Origin of the sequence: Streptomyces sp. NPDC017246 (assembly GCF_044331325.1) — a bacterium.
In the GTDB taxonomy this organism is placed as follows: Bacteria; Actinomycetota; Actinomycetes; order Streptomycetales; family Streptomycetaceae; genus Streptomyces.
Map to the genome: position 1 here is coordinate 23,479 of NZ_JBIRMW010000002.1, position 19,784 is coordinate 43,262.

The 19,784-nt window shown below is 71.0% G+C and carries 29 protein-coding genes; all 29 read left to right on the forward strand.

What is annotated here, in order from left to right; all coding sequences use genetic code 11:
* The first annotated feature begins 34 nt into the window (after positions 1-34).
* The 29 genes from ACH4MY_RS04690 to ACH4MY_RS04830 all read left to right on the forward strand — a co-directional run bounded on the left by ACH4MY_RS04690 (position 35) and on the right by ACH4MY_RS04830 (position 19,781).
* A complete protein-coding gene (locus ACH4MY_RS04690; protein WP_397997521.1) occupies positions 35-208 on the forward strand; it encodes a hypothetical protein in 174 nt (57 codons plus the stop codon).
* Positions 205-480, forward strand: coding sequence for a hypothetical protein (locus tag ACH4MY_RS04695; RefSeq protein WP_397997523.1), 276 nt, complete (start codon positions 205-207; stop codon positions 478-480). The genes ACH4MY_RS04690 and ACH4MY_RS04695 overlap by 4 nt, the downstream gene beginning before the upstream one ends.
* The gene (locus tag ACH4MY_RS04700) at positions 477-698 is read left to right on the forward strand and encodes a hypothetical protein (protein WP_397997526.1); all 222 of its coding nucleotides are present in this window, start codon (positions 477-479) and stop codon (positions 696-698) included. The genes ACH4MY_RS04695 and ACH4MY_RS04700 overlap by 4 nt, the downstream gene beginning before the upstream one ends.
* Positions 695-1,060: a DUF6907 domain-containing protein gene (locus tag ACH4MY_RS04705; RefSeq protein WP_397997529.1), complete on the forward strand. Its 366-nt coding sequence runs from the start codon at positions 695-697 to the stop codon at positions 1,058-1,060. The genes ACH4MY_RS04700 and ACH4MY_RS04705 overlap by 4 nt, the downstream gene beginning before the upstream one ends.
* Complete coding sequence (locus ACH4MY_RS04710; protein WP_397997532.1) at positions 1,057-1,956, forward strand: DUF2637 domain-containing protein; 900 nt, start codon at positions 1,057-1,059, stop codon at positions 1,954-1,956. The genes ACH4MY_RS04705 and ACH4MY_RS04710 overlap by 4 nt, the downstream gene beginning before the upstream one ends.
* Positions 1,953-2,117 carry a hypothetical protein gene (locus tag ACH4MY_RS04715; RefSeq protein ID WP_397997535.1) on the forward strand — a complete coding sequence of 55 codons (165 nt, stop codon included), beginning with the start codon at positions 1,953-1,955 and terminating at the stop codon, positions 2,115-2,117. Before ACH4MY_RS04710 ends, ACH4MY_RS04715 begins: the two co-directional genes overlap by 4 nt.
* A 10-nt stretch (positions 2,118-2,127) precedes the next feature.
* Positions 2,128-2,427 carry a hypothetical protein gene (locus ACH4MY_RS04720; protein ID WP_397997537.1) on the forward strand — a complete coding sequence of 100 codons (300 nt, stop codon included), beginning with the start codon at positions 2,128-2,130 and terminating at the stop codon, positions 2,425-2,427.
* A gap of 2 nt (positions 2,428-2,429) precedes the next feature.
* Positions 2,430-3,050 (forward strand): hypothetical protein, encoded by a 621-nt coding sequence (locus tag ACH4MY_RS04725; RefSeq protein ID WP_397997539.1) that lies wholly within the window; start codon positions 2,430-2,432, stop codon positions 3,048-3,050.
* Positions 3,051-3,297: 247 nt separating this feature from the next.
* On the forward strand, positions 3,298-3,519 hold the full coding sequence (locus ACH4MY_RS04730) for a hypothetical protein (RefSeq protein ID WP_397997542.1): 222 nt from the start codon (positions 3,298-3,300) through the stop codon (positions 3,517-3,519).
* Positions 3,520-3,718: 199 nt separating this feature from the next.
* Complete coding sequence (locus ACH4MY_RS04735; RefSeq protein WP_397997545.1) at positions 3,719-3,910, forward strand: hypothetical protein; 192 nt, start codon at positions 3,719-3,721, stop codon at positions 3,908-3,910.
* Positions 3,910-4,266 carry an HNH endonuclease signature motif containing protein gene (locus ACH4MY_RS04740; protein ID WP_397997548.1) on the forward strand — a complete coding sequence of 119 codons (357 nt, stop codon included), beginning with the start codon at positions 3,910-3,912 and terminating at the stop codon, positions 4,264-4,266. Before ACH4MY_RS04735 ends, ACH4MY_RS04740 begins: the two co-directional genes overlap by 1 nt.
* 175 nt (positions 4,267-4,441) lie before the next feature.
* Entirely contained in the window at positions 4,442-4,924 is a 483-nt protein-coding gene (locus tag ACH4MY_RS04745) for a hypothetical protein (RefSeq protein ID WP_397997551.1), read from the forward strand.
* Positions 4,908-6,545: a hypothetical protein gene (locus ACH4MY_RS04750; RefSeq protein WP_397997553.1), complete on the forward strand. Its 1,638-nt coding sequence runs from the start codon at positions 4,908-4,910 to the stop codon at positions 6,543-6,545. The genes ACH4MY_RS04745 and ACH4MY_RS04750 overlap by 17 nt, the downstream gene beginning before the upstream one ends.
* 9 nt (positions 6,546-6,554) lie before the next feature.
* Positions 6,555-8,027: a phage portal protein gene (locus ACH4MY_RS04755; RefSeq protein WP_397997556.1), complete on the forward strand. Its 1,473-nt coding sequence runs from the start codon at positions 6,555-6,557 to the stop codon at positions 8,025-8,027.
* The gene (locus tag ACH4MY_RS04760; RefSeq protein ID WP_397997559.1) at positions 8,024-9,013 is read left to right on the forward strand and encodes a hypothetical protein; all 990 of its coding nucleotides are present in this window, start codon (positions 8,024-8,026) and stop codon (positions 9,011-9,013) included. The genes ACH4MY_RS04755 and ACH4MY_RS04760 overlap by 4 nt, the downstream gene beginning before the upstream one ends.
* A 51-nt stretch (positions 9,014-9,064) precedes the next feature.
* Positions 9,065-9,817, forward strand: a complete 753-nt coding sequence (locus tag ACH4MY_RS04765; RefSeq protein ID WP_397997562.1) for a hypothetical protein — start codon at positions 9,065-9,067, stop codon at positions 9,815-9,817.
* A gap of 17 nt (positions 9,818-9,834) precedes the next feature.
* Positions 9,835-10,698: a phage capsid protein gene (locus tag ACH4MY_RS04770; protein ID WP_397997564.1), complete on the forward strand. Its 864-nt coding sequence runs from the start codon at positions 9,835-9,837 to the stop codon at positions 10,696-10,698.
* A 16-nt stretch (positions 10,699-10,714) separates the two neighbouring features.
* Entirely contained in the window at positions 10,715-11,083 is a 369-nt protein-coding gene (locus tag ACH4MY_RS04775) for a hypothetical protein (protein WP_397997567.1), read from the forward strand.
* 1 nt (position 11,084) lies between these two features.
* Positions 11,085-11,564 carry a hypothetical protein gene (locus ACH4MY_RS04780; RefSeq protein ID WP_397997570.1) on the forward strand — a complete coding sequence of 160 codons (480 nt, stop codon included), beginning with the start codon at positions 11,085-11,087 and terminating at the stop codon, positions 11,562-11,564.
* Between the two features lie 13 nt (positions 11,565-11,577).
* A complete protein-coding gene (locus ACH4MY_RS04785) occupies positions 11,578-12,174 on the forward strand; it encodes a hypothetical protein (RefSeq protein WP_397997573.1) in 597 nt (198 codons plus the stop codon).
* Entirely contained in the window at positions 12,171-12,515 is a 345-nt protein-coding gene (locus ACH4MY_RS04790) for a head-tail adaptor protein (RefSeq protein ID WP_397997576.1), read from the forward strand. The genes ACH4MY_RS04785 and ACH4MY_RS04790 overlap by 4 nt, the downstream gene beginning before the upstream one ends.
* A gap of 1 nt (position 12,516) precedes the next feature.
* Positions 12,517-12,927 carry an HK97-gp10 family putative phage morphogenesis protein gene (locus ACH4MY_RS04795; RefSeq protein WP_397997579.1) on the forward strand — a complete coding sequence of 137 codons (411 nt, stop codon included), beginning with the start codon at positions 12,517-12,519 and terminating at the stop codon, positions 12,925-12,927.
* On the forward strand, positions 12,924-13,343 hold the full coding sequence (locus ACH4MY_RS04800) for a DUF3168 domain-containing protein (protein WP_397997582.1): 420 nt from the start codon (positions 12,924-12,926) through the stop codon (positions 13,341-13,343). Before ACH4MY_RS04795 ends, ACH4MY_RS04800 begins: the two co-directional genes overlap by 4 nt.
* A 31-nt stretch (positions 13,344-13,374) precedes the next feature.
* Positions 13,375-13,713, forward strand: coding sequence for a hypothetical protein (locus tag ACH4MY_RS04805; protein ID WP_397997585.1), 339 nt, complete (start codon positions 13,375-13,377; stop codon positions 13,711-13,713).
* A gap of 1 nt (position 13,714) precedes the next feature.
* A complete protein-coding gene (locus ACH4MY_RS04810) occupies positions 13,715-14,146 on the forward strand; it encodes a phage tail tube protein (protein WP_397997588.1) in 432 nt (143 codons plus the stop codon).
* A gap of 17 nt (positions 14,147-14,163) precedes the next feature.
* Complete coding sequence (locus ACH4MY_RS04815) at positions 14,164-14,577, forward strand: hypothetical protein (RefSeq protein WP_397997591.1); 414 nt, start codon at positions 14,164-14,166, stop codon at positions 14,575-14,577.
* Positions 14,578-14,705: 128 nt separating this feature from the next.
* Positions 14,706-14,909, forward strand: coding sequence for a hypothetical protein (locus ACH4MY_RS04820; protein ID WP_397997594.1), 204 nt, complete (start codon positions 14,706-14,708; stop codon positions 14,907-14,909).
* Positions 14,909-17,017: a phage tail tape measure protein gene (locus ACH4MY_RS04825; protein WP_397997596.1), complete on the forward strand. Its 2,109-nt coding sequence runs from the start codon at positions 14,909-14,911 to the stop codon at positions 17,015-17,017. Before ACH4MY_RS04820 ends, ACH4MY_RS04825 begins: the two co-directional genes overlap by 1 nt.
* Positions 17,018-17,021: 4 nt before the next feature.
* Positions 17,022-19,781, forward strand: a complete 2,760-nt coding sequence (locus ACH4MY_RS04830) for a hypothetical protein (RefSeq protein WP_397997598.1) — start codon at positions 17,022-17,024, stop codon at positions 19,779-19,781.
* Positions 19,782-19,784 lie beyond the last annotated feature (3 nt).

Consider the following 19,784-nt stretch of genomic DNA (forward strand, 5'->3'; position numbering starts at 1 on the left):
CGGCACTTGCCCACGAACGAGAAGAGACCTCGTCATGGACCAACTGCATCCTCCCTCCGTTGTGACGGCCCGCACAACTCTGGCCAGTCCCGACCGCCGACTCATCGCCGTCGGCACCACCCGCCGCCATGACGGCCGCACCATCACCGTGCGCGCCACCGAGGCTGGCGTCACCGGAACCATCACCGCCCGCGGCGGTGCCCGATGACACAGCCCACCCCCGTCCTCAGCGACGAGACCCGCAAGCTCCTCGGCCAGCTCGCCGACACCCTCGACCGGGTCCAGCCGGGCGCCGCCATGCACGAGGCCATCCGTCTCGCGCGGCCCCTCGTCCTCGCCGAACGCCTCCACGGGCCCACCGAAGCCGCGTTCGCCGCCGAGCAGGACCTCCTCGCCGCGATGCCCCCCGTCCGCGAACGGCAGACCCGCGGCGAGTACGCCGCCCTCCTCCGCCTCATCGCCGAGGGGGTCATTCAGTGACCACCGTGACCACCGCCGGCCTCGACCAACTGGGCGACCTGCCCGGCCCCGACGAGACGCTGCCACTCGACCTGGCCCGACGCCTCGCTCTGGAAACCCTGGACGAGCATGCCACCGCCAGCATCCACGACCACGACGACATGCTCAGGGCCGCCGTCGCCCTCGACCTCAGGCTCCGATCCCTCCTCGCCGCACTCGACGCCGAGGAGGACCAGTGAAGCGCCCCATCACCCTCCCGACCCTCGACCACGGCAACGTCACCCTGCCCGAGCCGGGATGGTGCACCGGGCACAGTGGCCGCACCCCCGGCTACCGCATCGACGTCACCCACACCGGAGCCGAACACGCCTTCGCCTTCGCGGGCGACACCCTGCTCGTCGCCATGCTCAGCCAGGACCCGTTCGTTCCCGACCCCGATCGGCGCCGGACCGGCCTGTACGTCGAGCAGACCGGCTATTCCGCCACCCTGGACCCCACCGACGTCCGGCAGCTCGCAGCCACGCTGACCGTGCACGCGATCCACCTGCGGACCCTCGCCGACCAGCTCGCAGCGATCCAGGCCGAGGAGGGCGGGAAGTGAAGCTCACCCCCTCCCAGGCCCTGGCGGTCGCCGCCGGCCTCGTCATCATTACCCTGACCGGCGCCGCGTTCTGGCTCTCCTACGCCCACCTCGCCGAGGTCGCCCTGGCCCACGGCCTCGGGCAGGCCACCGAACGCGCTTGGGCGTGGCCCGCCACCCTGGACCTGTTCATCGTCGCGGGAGAACTCCTCATGCTGCGGGCCGCGCTGAGGCGTCAGGTCGACGGCTGGGCGATCGCCCTTACGGCGGTCGGGTCGGTCGGCTCGATCGTGCTGAACGTCGCGGGCGTCACCGGAACCCGGGACCCCGGCTCGGTTCCGCTTCTCGACTACGTCGTGGCCGCGGTTCCGCCGACCGCCGCGCTCCTCGCGTTCGGCGCCCTCATGCGGCAGATCCACCAGGCCCTCGCGGCCGTCGAGACGCGACCGGAACCGGCACCGGAACCGATCAAGGTCGAGGCGGAACCGTCCCCCGTCGCGATGGTTCCGGAGCGGCTGCCGCAGGTCCCCGCGCTGCCCGTCCTCGGCCCGTGGGTGCCCGTGGCGGAACTCCTCGCGGTACCGGCCGGAACCAGCCGTGACCTGCCTTTTTCCCGACCCCGGGAAGAACTCCAGGCCGCTGGCGAGGGGGCCGAGGAGCACCCGGAACCGCCCCTGGTTCCGCTGGTTCCGCCCGCTGGTTCCGGTGCCGACGACATCGAGTCCGAGGACACCAGCAACACCACGTTCAACCGTCAGGTGACCGACGCCCGGAACTGGCTCGCCGCCGAACCGGAACTCACCGGAACCGCCATCGGCCAACGCCTCGGCAAGAGCGATACCTACGGCCGCCGCGTCCGCCGCGCCGCCCTCGCCGAGCATCGCGAAGCGATCACTTTGCGGGCAGCCGCGAAGTGATCACCTACCACGTCCTCGGCTACTACAGCCTCTACGGCATCCCCCTCGGCATCCTCGCCTGCCGCCTCGCCCCGGCCGGGTCCACCATGCGCCGCATCACCGCGCGCCTCACCCTCGCCGCCCTCCTGCTCGTCGCCGCGACCGTCGCGCTCTCCTACTGAGGACCCCTCCATGAACACCACCCTCCTCGCCGCCATCGACACCGCCAGCGTCCACGGCATGGCCGCCCCCGCCGCCGTCACCGGACAGACCGGATCCGTCCCCATCTCCGTCCTCCTCGTCCTCGCCCTCAGCGGCATCGCCTGGTGGATGTTCAAGCACGGCGACAAGACCAAGAAGCTCCACATCGCCCCCGGCATCGTCTGCCTCGGCCTCGGCCTCTCCCTGAGCGGCACCCAGATCGGCGCCCAGGTCGGCATCCTCTTCGGCAGCATCGCCCAGATGGTCGCCAACCTCGCCGGCACCGTCTGACCGTGGGCACCGACCCCGAGGCCGACACCCTCGAACTGCCGCCCGTCCCCCGATGGGGGCGCGGGCGGCCCCGCCTCGCAGTCCATCGCATCCACCCCCGCCGCCTCGCCGCCGGCCACCGCGAGCTCCTCGCCCGCGCCCGAGCCTGGACGCTCACCGGCCGGATCAGCGGAGCAGCACTCGGCAGCCTCATGGCCTGGCGGACCGCGAACGACCAGCCGCGGCTCCTCGCCCTCGCCGCAGGGGCCTACGGGCTCGCGGCCTGGCGTGCCGGACGGCCCGTCCCTCCCGTACCGCCCACCGAGGAGGAGCTGCGGCGGCGCTTCCTCCTCGGCGTCCAGGCCCTCATCGGCGACCGGCCCGGCATCCACGTCCGCGCGCTCTACGCCGAGTTCCAGTCCCGCCCGGCCGCCGCGCACCTCGACGACACCCGCCTCCGCGCGCTCCTCGTCCGGTGCGAGGTCCCCATCCACAAGAGCCTCCGCATCGGCGACGAGACCGGGCGCAGCGGCATCAAGGCCGCCGACGTCGCAGCCCTCCTCTCCCCCACACCCGTAGACCCCCCTGCCGAACCTGTAGACGCAGGTCAGCCAGCCCCGGAAGGGGCTGTAGACCCCGCGTAGAGCAGGCCGTAGGCCACCCTGGAGACCCCATGCGACGCCACATCCACGCCCTCATCCGTGTCGCGGTAGAGCTCGTGTACTGCGGCACGTGCGGCTGGTGGCACCCGCCGCACAGCCACTGAATGTCAGTGGGCGCTCGTACCGTGAGCGGACCAACAGTTCGATTGCGGACAGGCTGCCCGCGCGACTCAGAACCTGCCCTCGTCGGGAACAGCGCCCCGACGGGGGCAGGGGCATGATGGGGATCATGGAGTACGTACACCCGCCCTCCGGCACCCTCACCACCTCCCTCGCCGCACTCGCCGCCGGCGTCCAGCCCGCGACCATCCGCGACTGGGTCCGCCGCGGGATCCTCACCCGCTGCGGCGGCTCGCCCGGGCGCCCGGTGTTCCGCGTCGAGGACGTCCAGGCTGCCCGCGCTGCGGCCAAGCCAACCCGTGCCGGGCAGCGCGCCGTCAAGGTCGCTTGACCTGGAGCGATTCATGCGCGCCGTCAAGGTCGCTTGACCTGGAGCGATTCATGCGCCACGCTTTCCGCCTACAGCCATGCCCAGAAACGGCACGGCAAGCACCGGGCCCCGCTCCTTCGGACGGGGCCTTTCGTGTGCCCTCAGACCGGCCCGTCCACGATCCCCGACGTGGACGGGCCTTCCCGCACCGGAGGCGACCATGGCCCGCATCCAGATCCTCGAACTCCCCATGGAGCACCGCGGGGACGACACCACCACCCCGTTCGCCATCGTCATCGACCAGGCGAGCGAGGAGGAGGCATCGGCGCTACGGGCGTGCGCGGCGGAGTCCGCCACCACGCTCGGAGCGCGCGGGATCCTCGTCTCCACTGGCACGCTCGACATCGCCTGATGTCTCGACGTCAGGCCCTCCAGGTGTGCCCCACCCCCGGGTGCCCGAACCTGACCCCCCAGGGTCGATGCCCCACCTGCCAGACACAGGCCCGAGCAGACCGACCCACCTCGCACTCCCGGGGCTACGACAGGCGATGGCTCAGAGCCAGCGCCGCCTACCTCGAAGACCACCCGTACTGCGAGTGCGACGACTGCGCTCCGCTGCCTCCCCTGCAGCGCGACCTGGCCACCGAGGTCGACCACATCGACGGCCTCGGACCCCTCGGTCCGCGCGGCTACGACCCGGACAACTGGCAGGCCATGAGCAAGGCGCACCACAGCCGCAAGACCGCCCGCGACACCTTCGGTCACTGACCCGCGACCACGTCACGCTCCGCGACCGGACCCAGGGGGGTGACCCCGGCCGGCCAGGGGGTGCAGAGCGCGGGGGAGGGCGCCGAGGGGCGAGCCGGGTTCAGAGGGTCCCAGCCGATCACGCAAGGTGACGGCTCTCAGTGCTGCGCAACGCAGCGACGAGGAGTGATCGACCATGCCCCGTGGAGGAGCACGCGCGGTCTCCGGGCCGCCGCCGGACCCGAGGTCCCTGCGCAGCACGAAGGCCGCCGACAAGGGTGGATGGCGGACGCTGCCGGCGGAGGGCCGCCAGGCCGAGCCGCCCGAGTGGCCGCTGACGGCCCCGACCGACCGCGAGGTCGACCTCTGGGAAGAGCTGTGGGCCAAGCCGCAGGGCGTCGCGTGGGCGGACATGGGCCAGGAGCTCGAGGTCGCACTGTTCGTCCGGACCCTCGCCGAGGCGGAGACCCCCGAGGCCCGGGTCGACGTGAAGAAGATGATCCGCAGCTACCTCGACAGTCTCGGGCTGAGCGTGGCGGGCATGAACCGCAACCGCTGGAAGATCGCCCCGGCTGTCGAGGAGGCCGAGCCTGTCGGCCCGGCCGTCAACGTCGAGCCTGTCCGCCGCCCGTCGGCGCGGGACCGGCTCAAGGTCGTGCCCAGTGGCGAAGGTGCCTGAGGCGGGCGCCGAGTTCCTCGTCGATTTCCCCACCCTGTGGATCGTCCCGGACTGGATTGAGGAACACTGCCCGGTCCCCGACGGCTTCCGCGCTGGTGAGCGCATGGAGCTGTACCCGTGGCAGCTGTGGTGCACCGTCAACCACTACCGGGTCCGCCCGACGGCCACGGTAGGCCAGCTCGCGCCCGCGTTCCACTACCGGCGCTCACAGGTCGTCGCCCCGCAGAAGACGGGCAAGGGCCCGTGGTCCGCCACCATCGTGCTCGCCGAGGCCGCCGGGCCCGTGGTCTTCGACGGGTGGGCCAAGGGCGGCGAGCGGTACCGGTGTTCCGACCACGGCTGCGGCTGCGGCTGGTGGTACGACTACGAGCCTGGCGAGCCGATGGGCACGTCCTGGCCGACGCCGCTGATCCAGCTCACCGCGACGTCCGAGGACCAGGTCGCGAACGTCTACCGGCCGCTGCGCAGCATGGTCCGGCGAGGCCCGCTCGCGGAAGTGATGCAGACCGGCGAGGAGTTCACCCGGGTCGGCGACGACGGACGCATCGACGTCGTCACCTCCTCGGCTCTGTCCCGCCTCGGCAACCCGATCATCTTCGCCCTCCAGGACGAGACCGGCCTCTACAACACGGCGAACAAGCTGCGCCGCGTCGCCGAGACCCAGCGCCGCGGCACCGCCGGCATGGGCGGCAGGAGCATGGAGACCACCAACGGGTGGGACCCGTCGGAGAACTCGGTCGCACAGACGACATCCGAGGCCAAGGCACGCGACATCTTCCGGTACCACCCGCAGGCACCCAAGACCCTGTCCTACGGCAACAAGCGGGACCGCCGGAAGATCCACACCGTGGTCTATGCGGGCTCGTCGCATGTCGACCTGGACGCCATCGAGGCCGAGGCCGCCGAGATCATGGAGAAGGATCCGGCGCAGGCCGAGCGGTTCTTCGGCAACCGGTGCGTGGCCGGCGCCTCGTCGTGGCTGGACGGAGCGAAGTGGGCGGCGAAGGCCAAGCCCCGCCGCGTGCGCCCGTTCACCCGGATCGTCCTCGGGTTCGACGGCTCCGACGTGGACGACTGGACCGCGATCCGCGCCGAGACGATGGACGGCTACCAGTTCACCCCGCTGTACGGAGTCAACGACGAGCCGACGATCTGGAATCCGGCCGACTACGGCGGGCAGGTCCCGCGCGCCGAGGTCCAGGCCGCGATGGGCCAGCTGATGGCCCGCTACGACGTCGTCCGGCTGTACGCGGACCCGCCGTACTGGGAGACCGAGGTCGACGACTGGGTCGACAAGTACGGCGAGGAGCGCGTCATCCGCTGGTACACCCGGCGCATCGTCCAGATGCACTCGGCGGCCGAGCGGCTCAAGACCGACGTGACGAAGCGCAACAGCCCCGGGGCGCCCGCCTTCACGCACGACGGGTGCGAGATCACCGAGGGGCACATCGCCAACACCCGCGCGGCCAGCAGGCCGATGGACCGCTACGTCCTGCGCAAGGCGTCCGTGCCCCAGAAGATCGACGCCACCGTCGCCAGCATCCTCGCCCACGAGGCCCTCGGCGACGTCATCGCCGCCGGCCTGGCCGAGCGGGTGCAGTCCTACTACTACGGCGGATGAGGAGGGCCCATGGCTACGGAGGCACAAGCCCTCCAGCTGGTCGCGCTGCTGGAGAACGAGCTGATCCGGCGGCGCGGCCGCATCGACGTCCACACCGACTACTACCGCGGCAAGCACCGGCTCAAGTTCGCCAGCGATGAGTTCGCGAAGTTCCACGGCAACCGCTACCGCGACTTCTCCGACAACTGGACGCAGGTCGTCGCCGACAGCCCGGTCGAGCGGCTTACCGTGACGGGGTTCCTCGCCTCGGGTGAGATGCAAGCGGACAAGGATCTGTGGGAGGTGTGGCAGGTCAACGGCCTGGACTCCGACTCGCAGCTCGGGTTCCTCGGCGCGGTGACCGGCGCGCGCTGCTTCGTGCTGGTGTGGGGCGACCCCGACGACCCGGACATGCCGGTCGTGACGTTCGAGGACGCCTCGCAGTCCATCGTGGCCTACGAACCCGGCTCCCGTACCCGCCGCCGTGCCGCGCTCAAGCGCTGGCAGGACGGTAACGAGGACTACGCCACCCTGTACCTGCCGGATGAGGTGTGGAAGTTCTGCCGGCCGCTCGCGCGTCAGGACAAGTCGCCGCAGATGGCCGACGTCGACGAGGAGCTCAAGGGCTGGCAGCCGCGGGACATGGGCGACGAGCCGAACCCGCAGCCCAACCCGATGGGCCTCGTGCCGATGGTGGAGCTGCCGAACAAGCCGATGCTGGTGGACGAGCCCATGTCCGACGTCCAGGGCGTCATCGCCATGCAGGACGCCATCAACCTCCTGTGGGCGCAGCTCTTCACCGCATCCGACTACGCGTCGTTCCCGCAGCGCGTCATCCTCGGCGCCGAGCCGCCGACGATTCCGAAGCTCAACAGCGCGGGTGAGATCGTCGGCAAGCAGCTGGTCGACATCCAGAAGTTCGCCGTCGACCGCGTGATGATGTTCTCCGGCAAGGACACCAAGATCGACCAGTGGCAGGCCGCGAACCTCGCCATGTACACCGGGATCATCGAGGTCGCCGTCGGCCACCTCGCCGCCCAGACCCGCACCCCGCAGCACTACTTGATCGGAAAAATGGCCAACCTGTCGGCCGATTCCCTGCTCGCCGCGGAGACCGGCCTCGTTCAGAGGTGCGACGAGAAGAAGCTGTGGTTCGGCCAGGGCCTGCGCGAGGTCGCCCGCCTGATCGCCCTGGCGAAGGGGCAGGAGGCCAAGGCCCGCGCGCTGCGCTCGGGCCGCGTGCTGTGGGCGGACTCCGAGTCCCGCAGCCATGCGCAGATGGCCGACGCGCTGCTCAAGCTCAAGCAGCTCGGCTTCCCCTTCCAGTGGCTGGCACTCAAGTACGGCCTGACGCCCACCGAGGTCGCCGACATGCTGGCGATGAAGGAGGCCGAGCTGGAGATGGACCCGGTCACCGAGATCAGCCGCCAGATGATCGCCGCCACCGGGCCGCCGGCACCCGCCGCCGAGGAGGGCGAGCCCGGCGCCGAGGACGCGGCGTGAGCCCGCCGCCCTTGGCGGCCGCCCACCAGGAGGCGCGCGAGCGGCTCGCGGCGGCCGCGGCCCGCGCTTCGAGGCAGCTGTGGCGGGAGGTCGACCGCGACGCGATCCGTTCGTCCTGGCTCGCCCTCCTCGCCCGCGTGCTGGCGATCGTGTCCGGCGGGCAGCTCGCCGCGGCGCAGGCAACCGCCCCGTGGCTGCTCGCCCTCCTCGGCCCGTCCGGCGAGGACGAGCAGGACATCGAGATGGTGCCCGCGATGTTCGCCGGAGTGGACGGCGACGGGACCCCGCTTGCCGAGGTCCTCCTGGCCCCGATGTGGACCGCGCTGCGCCAGGTCACCAGTGGCGTGCCCGTCGCCCACGCGATGGCCCGAGGGGAGGCCGTCCTCGACGTCATCGCCCGCACGGCCGTCGCGGACGCGGGCAGGGCCGCGGACTCGGTCGGCATGGTCTCCCGACCGGCCGTCACGTCCTACGTCCGCGTTGTCGAGTCCGGTGCCTGCAGCCGGTGCATCGTCCTGGCCGGCCGCGAGTACGGCGTGTCCAAGGCGTTCGCCCGGCACCCGCGCTGTCACTGCGGCATGGAGCCGGTGACCCGCGACCACCGGCCCGAGCCGGTCGACGCCAAGGACATGTTCGACCGGATGTCCGAGGCGGAGAAGAAGCGCACGTTCGGCGAGGCCGCGGTCAAGGCCATCAACGAGGGCGCCGACATTGCGCAGGTCGTCAACGCCCGCCGCGGCATGGACAGCGCCGTCGTCTACGGGCAGAAGATCCTCAAGACGTCGGAGGGCATCACCCGCCGGGGCATCGCCGGGCAGCGGCTCCGGGACTTCCAGAAGGCGGGCGGCCAGCGCTTCACCGCCGAGACCGCTGCCCGGGCGCGCAGCCGCCGGCCCCGCCTCATGCCTGAGGAGATCTACAAGCAGGCCGACGGCGACCGCGACCACGCCGTCCGGCTGCTCCGGTTCCACGGCTACATCGTCTGACCCGCCCTGGGCGCAACGCCCCGGGCCCCACACCCGCAACGGGAGACCCACATGGACCGCAGCACCCTGCCCCGCCACGCCCGCGCGCACGCGTCCGGCTGGACTCACCCCTACGCCGCCAGCCCGTTCTCGCCGGTCCTCTACGCCGACGGTGGCGACGGGGCCGAGGGCGACGGCACCGACGGCACCGACGGCACCGACGGGACCGACGGGACCGACGAGGAGGACGGCGACGGCGACGGCGACGGCAGCGAGGAGGGCGCCGCCGGCGACGGCGAGGAGGACGGCGCCGATGCGCTCGGCGACAAGGGCAAGCGGGCCCTGGCGTCGATGAAGGGCAAGTGGCGCGCCGAGCGGGACCGGGCCAAGGAGCTCGAGCAGCGCCTGGCCGAGAAGGACACCGTCGACGAGGCGGAGAAGGTCCGGCGCGATGCCGAGACCGCCGCCCTGTCCAAGGCGAACACCCGGATCATCCGGGCCGAGGTGAAGGCCGCCGCGGCGGGGAAGCTCGCCGACCCGGCCGACGCCTACCGATTCCTCGACCTCGACACCTTCGAGGTCGACAACGACGGCAACGTCGACAGCGAAGAGATCGCCGAGGCGATCGAGGAACTGATCAAGTCCAAGCCCTACCTGGCAGCCGCACCGGCGAAGAGGTTCCAGGGCACCGGCGACGGCGGAGCGGCGCGCAAGGCGTCCCGGCCGAAGCAGCTCACCCGAGCAGACCTCAAGTCCATGACCCCTGAGGCGATCGACAAGGCCCGTGAAGACGGCCGGCTCGACGACCTCATGGGCGGCCAGTAACCAGGAGAGGACCCACCATGACCGTGAAGAACTTCGTTCCCGAGGTGTGGAGCAGCAAGCTGCTCGTCGCCACCCGCAAGGCCCTCGTCTACGCCGCGCCCGGCGTCGTGAACCGCGACTACGAGGGCGAGATCGCGGACGCGGGCGACACCGTCCGCATCACCTCCGTGTCCCGGCCGGCGATCGGCACCTACGTGCCCGGCTCGACGACCATCACCCCGGAGAAGCTCACCACCGGCCAGCGCACGCTGACCGTGGACCAGTCCAAGTACTGGGCGTTCATGGTCGACGACGTCGACAAGCGGCAGGCCAAGTCGAGCCTGATGCCGCAGGCGATGAGCGAGGCCGCCTACGGCCTGGCCGACGTGATGGACCAGTACATTGCTGGCCTCTACACCCAGATCGCGGCCGGTAACTTCCTCAACGCGCAGGGCTCCCCGATCGACACGTACACCGCGCCGACCGACTTCTACGACAAGGTCCTCGTCCCGCTGCGGACCAAGCTGACCAAGGCCAACGTGCCGACGGCCGGCCGGTACGTCATCGTCCCGCCCGAGGCCTACGCCTCCCTGCTCCTGGACGACCGGTTCATCAAGGCCGACAACGCGGGCACGGACGCCGGCCTGCGCAACGGCCTCGTCGGCCGCGCCGCGGGTTTCGACATCTACGAGTCGAACAACTGCCCCGTGCCGACCGGCGACACCACCGTCGTCCAGGCCGGCGTGAAGGAGGCCATCACCTTCGCCGAGCAGCTGAACAAGACCGAGGCCTACCGGCCGGAGTCCTCGTTCTCGGACGCGGTGAAGGGCCTGGCCCTGTACGGGGCGAAGGTCATCCGGCCCGACCACCTGGCCGCCGCGTTCATCAACCCCGCCGCCTGATCGGAGCGTCACCACCATGGCCACCACCACGATCCCGTACTCCAACCTGGTGCCGAACGGGAACCTCGCGCAGCCCGCGGGCACGACCACCGTCGTCGCCCCGGCGAACAACATGAAGGTCGCCGACGCGTTCGCCGAGCTCACCCTCCTGCGCGTGGTCAACACCGGCGTGCAGCAGGTCATCAAGGTCAAGGCCGGTACCGGTCCGCAGGCCATCGCCGCCGGGCAGGGCGACCTGTCCGTCACCGTCGCGGCCACCACCGGCGTGCAGTTCATCGGCCCGTTCGAGTCCGGCCGGTTCATCCAGGCCGACGGCTCGCTCCTCATCGAGGCCGCGACCGTGGACGCCACGATCACCGCCTTCAAGATCCCGAGGAACACCTGACATGGCCGAGACGATCTACGTGCGCGGGGAGGGCGGCGCCGTCATCGCGATGGACCTCCCGCTCCCCGAGTCCATCCAGGAGCGCTACGACGGCGGCCTGATCCAGCGCGTGCACTCCGACGGCTCCCCCTGGGCGTCGGCGGCCGCCGCGCGGGAGCCCGCCGCGGACACGCCGACCGACGGCCTGCCGCGGCCCGGGGCGACGGCGCGGAAGCCCGAGTGGGTCGCGTGGGCGGTCGCCGTCCACGCGATGAGCCCCGAGGACGCCGACGCGCTCACCCTCGCGCAGCTCAAGGAGCTGCCCGAGGAGCCCCGCGAGCCCGTCGACGGCCCGGCCGCGGAGCAGGCGGCGGCCGTCGGCCGCCCGGCCGACGATGGGCCGAAGGCCGAGTGGGTCACGTTCGTCGCCAAGTCCGGGCGCATGTCGGCCGAGGAGGCCGGCAACTTCACCCGCGAGGACCTCATCGACCTGATGAGCTGAGAGAGGGGGCACCGTGGCACTCGCACCCCTGGCGACGCTGGCCGACCTGGACGCCCGCGGCCTCACGGTCGAGCCCGCCGAGGAGACGATCGTCGGCACCTACCTCGACGTCGCTTCTACGGCGGTCCGTGAGGCGGCCGGTACGCCGATCTCTCAGGCGACGTCCACGGTGACCGTAGAGGGTGAGCCCGGGCAGTGGCTGACGCTGCCCGGGCAGCCCGTCACCGCCGTCGCCGCCGTCCTGATGGACGGCGAGGCGGTCACCGACTGGCGGCTCGTCTCCGGGCGTCTGTGGCGCGCGTGCGGGTGGACGTCCGGGTGCGGGCCCTCGCTCGTCGACATCACCCAGACGCACGGCCTGGCCGTCGTCCCCGCGGACATCGTCGACCTCGTCTGCAGGATGACCGCTGGCGCCCTCAAGGCACAGCGTGCCGAGGAGGACGGCAGCGGCCTGGCCGCCGACAAGGTCATCACATCCGAACGCCTCGGCGACTACGCCGTCACCTACGCCAGCGACGGCCGCATCACCGAGATGGAACTCCCGCAGCACTGGCGCGAACGGCTGGAGGCCCGCTTCGGCGGCGGCGCGCACGCGCTGAAATCGCGGTGAGCGTCGGCCAGTACCTGACCCGGCGCCTGGAAGTCTGGCGCCCTGTCACGGTCGACGACGGCGCCGGCGGACAGGACACCACCCTCGTCCAACAGGCCACCGTCCGCGCGAAGGTGGACCAGCCCTCGCCGACCGAGCGCCTCGTCGCGGCGCAGGCCGGATCCAAGCACAGCCACGACGTGTGGCTCCGGGCCTCCGCCGACGTCCGCCGCGGTGACGAGCTGCACGGCAACGACGGCCTCGGCCAGGCGCAACGGTTCCGCGTCCTGTCCGTCGTTCAGCCGTCCCGGCCCATCTACTCCAAAGTTTTCGCCGAGCTGATCCAGGAGGAGGGCGCCTGACATGCCCCGCTCCCGAGCACGCCGCGGCGGAACCGTCCGCCGACAGGGCCCGCTCACCATCGAGATCGAGGGCCTGGAGCGGCTCACCGACCGGATCGAGGACCTCCCCGCCGAGGTCCGCCACGCACTCTTCAAGGCCCTGCGGGAGTCGGCCGAGGCCGTCATCGCCAGCGTCAAGGGCGCCGTCAAGGTCGACTCCCGCAACCTGCAGAGCTCCGTCAAGGCCCGGTACGAGAACGCCCGCCTGGTCGCCGAGGTCGGCTGGTGGGACGCCGATGACCGCTACTCCATCTACCAGGAGTTCGGCACGAAACGCATGCCCGCCCACCCCACGCTCGGGCCCGCCCTGGAGCAGGAACGCAACCGGATCAACGACCGGGTCAAGACCGAGGTGAGGAGGGTCCTGCCGTGACGACCGCGCCCCTGCCGTTCCTCGCCGTGCAGACCGCCCTGTACGGCAAGCTCACCGCCGACGCCCCGCTCATGGCCCTCGTGACCGGCGTCTACGACTTCGTCCCCGAGACCGCGGTCTATCCGTACATCCACCTCGGCGAGGCCATCGAGACCCCCCGCAACGCGCACGACCGCTTCGGCCGCCAGACCGTCGCGACCCTGCACGTGTGGGACCGACAGCGGGGCTTCAAGCGGGTGCTGCAGATCGGCGCCCGCATCACCGCGCTGCTCGACCACCAGCCGCTCACCATCCCCGGCCTCGCCCACATCGTCACCCGGTACGAGTTCGGCCAGCCCCTCACCGACCCCGAACCCCCCGGCGACATCCGCCACCTCGTGCTCCGCTTCCGGATCGTCACCGAACAGACCCCCTGACCCGCCCCCGCGCACGCAGACAGGAGCCCACATGGCCGCCCTGACCGCCGTACCCGTCACCGGCGCCGCCGGTGTCGCCGACCTCGCCGCGGCCGCCGTCGCCGCAGCCGGAGGCGGCGACACCGCCCCCTGCGGCCCCGGCTACGCCCTCGTCGTCTTCAACGGCGACGCGTCCCCGCACACCGTCACCATCGCCACCCCGGGCACGCGCAACGGGCTCGCCATCGCCGACGCCACCCTCGTCGTCGCGGCCGGCGACACCGGAGTCGTCGCGCTCACCAGCGACTTCCGCGGCGCGAACGACCGGGCCGCCATCACCTACAACTCGGTCACCTCGGTGACCGTCGCCGTCATCAAGCTGGGAGGCTGACATGGCAGGTAAGGACGCATTCGGCACGCAGTTCAAGCGAGACAGCACCGGCTCCGGAAGCTTCGGTGTGATCGCCAACGTGTCCGACATCAGCGGCCCCTCGAGGAGCCGCGAGGCGATCGAGGTCACCGCCCACGACTCCCCGGATCAGTACAGGGAGTTCATCAAGGGCCTCAAGGACGGCGGCGAGGTCGAGATCACGGTCAACTACGACCCGACCGCCACCTCCCACACGGCTCTGGACGCCGACTTCGAGGAGAAGGACCTGCGGGACTACCAGATCGTCATCCTCCCGGGGACCGACGACGAGCACACGTGGGACTTCTCTGCCCTGATCACCAGCATCGGCGACGAGTACCCGACCGAGGACAAGATGGAACGCTCGGTCACTTTCAAGATCAGCGGCAAGCCCGAACTGACCGCCACCGGCTGACAGGAGACCGACACACCATGGCATCGCTCAAGGACCAGATTCGCGCCGCGCAGGACATCCGGCGCCAGGACGACGTGCAGATCCCCGAGTGGGCGAAGGACGCCCGCTTCCGGGTGACCGGCCTGCCGTCCGGCGACTGGGAGGCCTACCAGAACAGCCTCGCCAAGATGACCCGGAAGGACTCCGCGGACGGCATCGAGATGAGCGTCCGCTCGCGCAAGGCCGAGATCGTCGCCAAGGCCCTGCGCGACCAGGAGACCGACGAACTCGTCTTCCCCGACCTGCGCGAGGGCATCTCCATCCTCTCCAAGCGCAGCGCGGGCATCGTCAACGGTCTGTTCGAACTCGTCCGCCACCTGTCCGACGACAGCAAGGACTTCACCCAGCGCGTGAAGGAGGCGGAGGCGGGTTTCGGCGACGGCCAGAGCTGAGGCTCCTCTACGACCTCAGCGCGGCCTACCGCATCCCCCCTGGCGAGGTCCTGGACCGCTTCACCGAGGAGGAGATCATCCGCCTCATCGCCTACCAGAACCTCTACGGCCCGCTCGGGCCCTCGCGCATGGACGTCGTCGCCGCCCGCCTCGGCATGGACATGGCCGCCCCCCACATGAAGAAGGGGCAGCGGCCGAAGCTGAAAGACCACCTCGTCCAGTGGAGCCGCACCGCCCGCCCCCGCAAGTCCGGCCGCGAGCTCCTGGCCGCCGTGCGCGGGATCCAAGCAGGGTTCGACCGCCGCCCCGACCGGCGAGAAAGGGGCGCGTGATGCCTGTCCTCGACGAGCTGCTCGTCCGCATCAGCATGGACTCCTCCGGCGTCGAGGAGGGCGCCCAGGAGACCACCAGCCGCCTCGACGGCCTCGCCGCCCCGGCCGCCGCCGCCGGTGTCGCCGCCGGCGCGGTCTTCGCCATCGGCATCGCGGGAGCGATGGACATCGCCGAGGCACAGCACGAACTGCAGGACTCCCTCGGCCTCACCGAGCAAGAGGCCGAGCGGGCGGGCGGCATCGCTGGCGACGTGTTCTCCGACGGGTTCGGGGAGTCCCTCGAGGAGGTCACCTCCGGCCTGTCCACCGTCACGGCCGCCATGGGCAAGCTCGGCGACTTCACCGACGCCGAGCTGCAGGACATGACCAAGAGCGCCCTCGGCCTGGCGCAGAAGCTCGAGGTCGACGTCGCCGACGCCTCGACGGCGGCCGGCCAGCTCCTCAAACAGGGCCTCGCGAAGGACGGCAAGGAAGCTTTCGACGTCCTCGCGCGCGCGGCGCAGACCCTGCCCAAGAGCATGCTGGCCGACGTGCCCGCGATCGTCAGCGAGTACGGAACGCACTTCAAGCGCATCGGCCTGGACGCCGCGACGAGCTTCGGCATGATGAGCCAGTTCGTGAAGGCCGGCGGCAAGGATCTGGACCAAGCGGGCGACGTGCTGCACGAGTTCGCGAGGATCACGTCCGAGGAAACCGACCGGGCCAAGGAAGGCTTCAAGGGCCTCGGCCTGGACGGTACGAAGATGCTGGCCGACATCGGCAAGGGCGGGAAGCCCGCAGCCGACGCGCTGCAGCTCACCCTGGACAAACTCCGAGGCGTCCAGGACCCGGCCAAGCGGGCACAGCTCGGCGTGGCACTCTTCGGCGACATGGCCGGTGAGGCGGCCGACGCGCTCCTCGCCATGAATCCGCAGACGGCCAAGGCCGCGTCCGGGATGGACACAGCGGCCGGCGCCTCGAAGAAGCTGACCGAGTCGATGGAGGCGGACCCGGCCCGGCAGATGGACGCGGCGATGCGGACGCTGCAGATGACCCTCGGCGAGGCGTTCCTGCCCCTCGTGAAGACGGTGAGCTCCTTCATCAAGGAGCACAAGGACACGATCAAGGAACTGGTGCCGGTCATCCTGATCCTGGTCACCGCGCTCGGCCTGATGGCGGCCGCCATCTGGATCGTGAACATCGCGATGCTGGCGAACCCCATCGGCCTGGTCATCGCGGGGATCGTCGCGCTGATCGCGATCGTCGTCGTCCTCGTCATGAAGTGGGACGAGGTTGCCGCGGCCCTCGTCGCGTACTGGGAGAAGATCAAGGCGGACGCGATCCGGGTGTGGAACGCGATCGCCTCGTTCTTCACCGCGGCATGGGAGAAGACCAAGGAAGACGTGCTGAGGGTCTGGACCGCGATCACGGGGTTCCTCGCTGCGGCGTGGGACAAGACCAAGCAGGACGCGATCCGCGTGTGGAACGCGATCACCGGGGCCGTCGCCGCGGCGTGGAACAAGACCAAGGCCGACGCGCTGAGGGTCTGGAACGCGATCACCGGGTTTCTCGCCGGAGCGTGGGAGAAGACCCGGGCGGACGCGGTCCGGGTGTGGAGCGCGATCACGTCGTTCGTCAGTGCCCAGTGGAACACCCTCATCACCAACGTCCGCTCAGCCGTGCAGCGGATCGGCTCCTTCTTCGGCGGCATGTGGGACGGCATCACCACCGGCCTCAAGAATGCGCTGAACGGTGCGATCTGGCTGATCAACAACGCCATCGGCGGCATCAACACGCTGATCAGCGGCGCCAACAGGGTGCCCGGGATCAGCATCCCGTTCATCCCGTACATCCCCTACCTCGCCGAGGGCGGCGTCACCACGGGCCCGACGCTCGCCATGATCGGCGAGGGCAGCGAGCAGGAGGCCGTCCTCCCGCTGTCCAAGCTGGAGGCCCTGATCAACACCCACACACCCACCACGATGGCCGCCCCGTCCACGGGCAAGGTCCAGCCGGTCCAGGTCCTCGTGACCGCGCAGGCCGACCGGAACGGGTTCCGCGACTTCCTGCAGTACGAGGTCGCCACCACCGGCAACGGGTCCATCGCCCGCTACGCAGGAGAGGAGTAGCCCCATGGTCTCTCTGCCGCCGCCGCGTACCACCGAGCTGTACTACTCCGGCGCCTGGCACGCGGTGAGCGTGCGGGAGTCGACCACCGTCAGCATCACCCGCGGCCTCACGGGGAGCGGGACCCGCGCGGCCCCTGCCTCCGCGCCGATGGTGCTCGGCAACCGGGCCCGCGAGGTGTCCGTGCACGACCCGGCCTCCGCGCTGTACGGGCTCGGCCCCAACACGCCCATCCGGTTCGCTGTCCAGGGCGGCGGGCCGCACCTGGACTTCCCGGCGTCCGGGTCGCCGGTCGTCTCGACACCCGACCATGCCTCGCTCGGCGTCGCCGGGGACCTGGACGTCCGAGTCGACGTCGCCCCCACGTCGTGGGCGGTTCCCGCCGCTCTGGTCTCACGGGCCCGGACCACCGGCTCTCAGGTGTCCTACCTGCTGTGCATCGCGCAGAACAGGGTGCCGCAGCTGCTGTGGTCGCCCAACGGCACCGTCGCCTCGCGCCGGTGGGTGGCCGCGACCGCACCGGTGCCCGCCTACGACGGACAGCGCATCGTCCTGCGCGCCACCCTCGACATCAACAACGGCGCCGCCGGATGCACGATCCGGTTCCTGTACGCCCGGCGTCTGGACTCGCCTCTGTGGCTGCCGATCGGCGACCCGGTCACCCTGTCCGGGACGACGTCCGTGTTCGACGGCACCGCGCCCCTGGACATCGGCAACAGCGACTTCTCCCTCACGCCCGACGGATTCTCTGGCCTGCCACGCGTCCGCGGCCGGGTCCACGCCGTCCAGGTCTACGACAACGCCGTCCTGAGGGTCGACGTGCGCCCCGAGAAGCAGGCCCTGCCCGGGGCCAGCTCGTTCACCGACGACGCTGGCCGCGTGTGGACCCTCACCGCCGGCGTCACGCTGTCCAACAAGCACGTGCGCCTGGAGGGAGAGGTGCCCGCCTGGTCGCCGCAGCGGCACCCGAGCGGCAACGACAGCGTGATGTCGATTACCCCGGCCGGGATCATGCGGCGCCTCGGTATCGGCAAACGCCCGCTCGACAACGCGCTCCACCGGGCCATCACCGCCACCGCGCCCATCGAGTGCTGGCCGCTCACCGACGGCACGCAGGCCACCGCCGGCGCCCCGCTCATCGGCACCGGCTCGCCCATGCGCTCATCGAAAGCGGACTCCAAGATCGCATGGGGCAAGGGCACTCTGGCCGAGTGGCTCGCCCCGGTCGTCGAGATCCAGAACGGCGCGAACAGCGACATGTCCGCCACCGTCGCCGCGTCCGCCTCGGCGGCCACCGAGTGGGCCGTCGAATGGGTCCGCGCCGGCGGCGGAGACGTCGAGATCGTCCGCCTCATGGACCGCAACCCCGCGACGTCCCGGCTGGAGTGGTCCATCGTCACCGACCGGCTCGGCAACGCCGCCCGTGTGGTCGTCGAGGACATCAACACCGGCACGACAACGCTCCTCATCAACGTCACCCCCATCAACATCTTCGACGGACGCCCGCACCACATCCGCTTCCAGGTGTACGTCACCGGGGGCAACACCCTGTGGACCCTGTACGTCGACGGCCAGGTCATCGCAGGCGACACCTACGCCGCGGCCACGACCTCACTCTCGGCCATCCGCCACACCGCGCTCCTGGGTGCCTCCAACTCCGAGCCGGTGTCCCTGGGCTACCTCACCTACTGGGGCACCGGCTCCCCCGACCCTGACGACGTCTACCGGGCCGGAAGCGGCTTTCCCGGGGAGACGGCCGGCGCCCGCGCCGTCCGCCTCGCAGGCGAACAAGGCATCCCGCTCGACCTCGACGGCGAGGCCGCCGCCTCCGAGCGGCTCGGCGTGCAGCGGCCGGCCACGTTCCTCGACACCCTGGAGGTTGCCTCCGACGCCGACCTCGGCTACCTCCTGGAGCGCCGTGACGCGCGCTCGCTCCTCTACCGGACACGCGCCAGCCTCTACTCCCAGGCCCCGGCCGTGACGCTCGACTACAGCCAGGGCGTCATCAGCGGCGAACTGCGGCCCGTCCCCGACGACCGGCTCACCCGCAACGACATCGCCGTCACCCGCGAGGGCGGATCCACCGCCCGCGCCGTCGAGACGACCGGCCCGATGTCCGTGGCCGATCCGCCGGCCGGAGTGGGCCAGTACGAGGACGCCGTCACCCTGTCCCTCCAGGACGACGCCCAGGCCCTGCCGCAGGCATGGTGGCGAGTCCACCTCGGAACCACGCAGGGCCTGCGCTACCCCCGCATCACCATCAACCTCGCCAACCCCCGCGCGGCCGCGCTCGCCCACGACATCCTCGCCGCCGACATCGGCGACCTCATCCGGCTCACCAAACTGCCCGACGAGTACGGGCCCGACGACGTCGACCTCATCATCCGCGGCTACACCGAAGAGGTCGGCGACAAGGTCTGGCAGATCACGTTCATCTGCGACCCGGGCACGCCATGGCGGGTCGGCATCTACAACGCCGCCGCCCACGCGAAGTGCGACACGTCCGGCTCCCAGCTCACCTCCGGCATCACCTCGAGCGCCACCTCCTTCTCCGTCACCACCACGGCAGGCCTGCCCTGGATCACCACCCCGGCAGAGATGCCCATCTCCATCACTGTCGGCGGCGAGGAGATGACAGTCACCGCCATCACCGGCGCCAGCTCGCCCCAGACGTTCACGGTCATCCGCTCCGTCAACGGCGTGACCAAGTCCCACACCGCCACCACCCCGGTGAGGGTCGCCCGGCCCGCTGTCTACGCCCTGTAAGGA